The 4,437-nt window shown below is 59.9% G+C and carries 2 protein-coding genes; both read left to right on the top strand.

Going from position 1 to position 4,437, the window contains the following annotated elements; translation table 11 throughout:
• Positions 1–193 precede the first annotated feature (193 nt).
• Positions 194–2,482 carry a sodium:panthothenate symporter gene (locus ACMLHG_RS05260; RefSeq protein WP_417169798.1) on the top strand — a complete coding sequence of 763 codons (2,289 nt, stop codon included), beginning with the start codon at positions 194–196 and terminating at the stop codon, positions 2,480–2,482.
• Between the two features lie 308 nt (positions 2,483–2,790).
• A partial coding sequence (locus ACMLHG_RS05255) for a hypothetical protein (protein WP_417169797.1) occupies positions 2,791–4,437 on the top strand: 1,647 nt, incomplete at its 3' end.

Raw genomic sequence — 4,437 nt, 5'->3', positions numbered from 1 at the left:
TTATTCATTTCTTCTATTGATTTTGCATAAAAAATCGATATATTTAACAAAAACGGGAGGTTCCCGCATCCAGAGCAATTCGAGAAGCCGCAGCGGCAAACAAACCGCTCCTTTCAACCGCGGCGGGCAGTTGCGGTGCGGAAAATATCCGTTTTCCAGCTGTTTTACTCAAATATTCAGAGGGAGTGTCATCATGAGTTTCATCAACTGGTGCGTCATGCTGATTCCGCTGATCGGCATCCTCGGGCTCGCCGTCTATTCCAGAAAATACGTGCGGGGTGTGGCGGATTATCTCGCCGCCGGACGCGTCGCCGGGCGATACGTCATCTCGGTCGGCGACCTCTCGTCGATGCTGGGCGTCATCACCATCATCGCCATGGTCGAACAGCAGTATCAGTGCGGTTTCGCACTCAACTTCTGGAACAACATCATCATCCCCATCTCGCTGGTCACCTCGCTCACCGGATACTGTCTCTACCGTTTTCGCGAAACCAAGGCAATGTCGATGGGCCAGTTCCTCGAACTGCGCTACAACCGCCCCTTCCGCATCTTCGCCGCCTCGCTCCGGACCATCGCCGAAATGCTCACCAACGCGATCGGACCCGCCGTCGCGGCCCGGTTCTTCATCTACTTTCTCGGTCTGCCGCACGCGGTCAACGTGTTCGGTATCACCATCCCCTCCTTCGTGCTGGTGCTGATCCTCTGTCTCATCCTCGCGATGGTGGTGATCTGGCCGGCCGGACGGGTTTCGCTGATCGTCACCGACTGCTTCCAGGGGCTGATCAGCTATCCGATTTTCGTGATCTTCGTCTTCTTCATCCTCGGCGAATTCTCCTGGTCCGCGCAGATCGCTCCGATCATGGCCAACCGCATCGAGGGGGAAAGTTTCCTCAATCCGTATGACATCAATCAGCTCCGCGACTTCAACCTCTTCGCCCTGGTCGTCACCGTCACCAACAACATCCTCAATCGCGCCAGCTGGATCGGCAACGACACCAGCGGTTGCGGAAAAAGTCCACACGAACAGAAGATGGCCGGCATCATCGGCTCCTGGCGGAACGGCTTCGGTTTCCTCATGTGCATGATCATCGCCATCGGCATGATCACGCTGATGGCCCACAAGGATTTCGCCTCGCAGGCGAAGGCGATCCGCAACGAACTCGCCGCCGAGGTCGCCGCCGAAACCGTCGAAGACCACGTCGTACGCAACCAGGTGGTGACCACCCTCGCCGCCCAGCCGGAGATCGTCTTCGCGGAAGGAGAGAAATTCTCCCGCACGGACACCCCCGACACCCGCTATCTCAGCAAGGCCGCCGACATTCTGACCGCCCAGGAGAACGGCAACGCGACCTATCAGGGATTCCGCACGCTCTACTATCAGATGATGATGCCGGTGGTGCTGCGCAACATTCTGCCGGGCTGTATGATCGGGCTGATCGCCCTGCTGATGGTCATGCTGATGCTCTCGACCGACGATTCGCGCATCTTCAACGCCGCCTCCACCATCGTGCAGGATATCATCATGCCGCTCAAGAAAAAACCGCTCACCCCGAATGAACACCTCTGGTATCTGCGGTTTCTCTCGCTGGGGGTGTCGATCTTCTTCCTCTGCGGCTCGATCTTTCTCGCCCAGATGGACTATATCAACATGTTCCTCACGATCATGACCAGCATCTGGTGCGGCGGCGCCGGACCGGTGATGATCGGCGGTCTCTACAGCCGGTTCGGTACGACCGCGGGCGCGTTCGCCTCGCTGTTCGGCGGCGCGGCGGTTTCGGTCGGCGGCATCATCATGCAGCAGAACTGGGCGGAACGCATCTACCCGTGGCTGGACCGGCTCGGCTACTGCGAATCGATCGATTACATGCTTCAGACGATCAGCTCGCCCTTCGCCCCCTACATCGTCTGGAAGATGGATCCGCTCAAATTCCCGATCAACTCCATGGAGATCTTCTTCATCGCCATGATGACCGGAATCCTCTGCTACGTGATCGTCTCGCTGATCACCTTCCGGAAACCCTACAACCTCGATCAGATGCTCCACCGCGGCATCTACAGCATCGACGGGGAAAAGCGGATCCACTCGGCCTGGACCTGGCGAAATCTCTTCAGCAAACTGATCAACATCACCCCGGAATACACCCGCGGCGACAAGATCATCGCCTGGTCGGTCTTCTTCTACAGCTTCGTCTACCAGCTGCTGTTCATGTTCGTGGTGGTGGTGATCTGGAACGCCGTCTCCCCCTGGCCGGAAGAGTGGTGGAGCACCTACTTCTACTTCGGCAGCATCATCGCGGCCTGCATCATCGGCATCATCTCGACCGTGTGGATGCTGATCGGCGGCTGCGTCGACCTGCGCCGCCTCTTCATCGACCTTGCCGCGCGGGTGGATAATCCGCTCGACGACGGCCGCGTCGAAGGGAACATCTCCCTGATGGACCGCCAGAAGATCGAAGAGATCAAAGAAAGGAGCGGCAACTGAGAGCTGTTTTGAAAAGCTCCGGGTGGCCGCATGCCGGAGATTTCCCTGGACCCCATAGCGGTCTTACCAGTTTCCCCCAGTTCCCCCTCCCCCGACAACCCGCCGGAACCGTCTCCGGCGGATTGCCGCGATGATTTCCGCTTTCCTGTCACTCTCCGCCGGCATCTTTTCGGATTTGCATTTTTTGCCGTATTTTTTGCACTGTTTTGCATTGAAATAATTTGTTTTTGCGCCGTTTTTACATCATAATAAAATCGTCGCAAAAAGAGGTCAAAACGAGCGTGAACGGCTCAGGCAAGGAGAAAAACGTGCAGAAAAACATAATCCGGAAAACGATCCTTCTTTTTCTTCTCGGCACCGTTGCCGCAACCGGGAAACTTTTCGGAACGGAAGAGATTCTGTTCCAGGTCGATCCGCGGCTCGACGCGCGGGGTCAGGGATTCGATCTGGCCGGCTTTTCCGGAATCCGGACCGACCGGGCGAAGAAGGTTCTGGAGCTGCGCATCCCCGCCGCCCCCCGCAAAACGGGCGTCTACCTGAGGACCTGTGCCGGAATGCTCGCCCGGATGGATACCCGTGACCTCGAAGCGGCGGAGCTCCGCTTCACCCTCACCCCGTCCCGGCCGGTCGCACAGCCGGTCAAAGGGCGGTTCCGGATTCACTGGATGAGCGGCGAACGGGAAGATCTGGAGTTCCCCGTCATCGCCGATGGCAAGCGCCACACCTATCAAATCGACTTCGCCCGGCTCAAAACCAGACCGAAGCGGACCGCCCGGTTCTACTGCTACATCTTCCCTGATCCCGACGGGAAACTGCCGCAGAGCGAACTGGAATTCGAATCGCTCCGGTTGATTCTGTCGCCCGCGGGCACCATCCGGAACTACACCGAAAACGCCCGCCTCCGCTTCGAACTTCTGGCCGACCAGCTCGCCGCGCTGCAGAAGATGCGCCTCGCGCCTCCGGGCGCGGCGGAGGAATTCGACGTCCTGACGAAAAGGTTCAACCGTCTCACGGCGGAGAACCGTCCCGACCGGGAGAAGATCGCCCCCTTCCGGGAGCTGAGCCGCCGCTACCATGCACTGAGCAGTCAGCTGGCCGCCGGACGGGAACTCGCGGAACTGCTCCGTGAGCAGGAGGCGCAGGAAAGCACACTCCGGTTCCGCCGGGAACGGGGGGAAACCATTCCGGCCGAACTCTCCGAAGCGGTCCGGCAGTTCGGCGAAAAAAATCACGCCGCCGCGGAAACCTTCCGCCGCACCGGCACCGCCGGAACAGAACAGGGCGCGCAAAAAGAGCTGAGCCGCACCATCTGGAACAAACTTCTCGCTCCGGAACCGGGCAAGCTCCGCTGGCAGCCGGGAGCGAGCCGGGAGAGCTTCGGCCTCTTCGGCTGGCAGCACGGCAATCTGGACCTCCTCGCCGAAACCGCCCGGCTGGACCGGCTGGAACGCAACTACTTCGTCAATCCGGACGGTTCGAAAACCATGCTCCGGTTCCGTCCGGACGGTGCGGAATATGTCGGCATGGAGTCCACTCCCCGCTCGATCAACTGGACTTCGCGGAGCTGGCGCTACACCTACAGCCTCAACGGCAGAAAGATCCGCTGGGAACTTGCCGGCAGCTGGCTGGCCCCCGGAGTTCTCATCGACACCGACGCGCCCCGGATGGCGATCGCCCCCCTCTCCGGAGCGGCGAAAGCGCCTCTGCGCCTCGCCATCCCCACCCGGCAGGGAATCCGTCTGCTCGGGAGCGGAGAACTTGCGCAGTTCCACTGGCGCGACCTCTCGGAAAACTGGCTGCTGATTCTGGGCGGTTCCCAAAATCCGGAAGTTCCCCGGCTGCTCACCCTCCAGCACCGCCCCGCCTCGGTGGAGTTCCGGAATGGAGAGATTATCCTCTCCCGCACCGCCGGAGTCGGAACGGTCGGATTTGCCCAGCTCTACGGAGTGCGGCCG

Origin of the sequence: Victivallis sp., assembly GCF_048170485.1 — a bacterium.
Classification (GTDB): domain Bacteria; phylum Verrucomicrobiota; class Lentisphaeria; order Victivallales; family Victivallaceae; genus Victivallis.
This window is presented reverse-complemented; position numbering and strand designations above follow the sequence as displayed.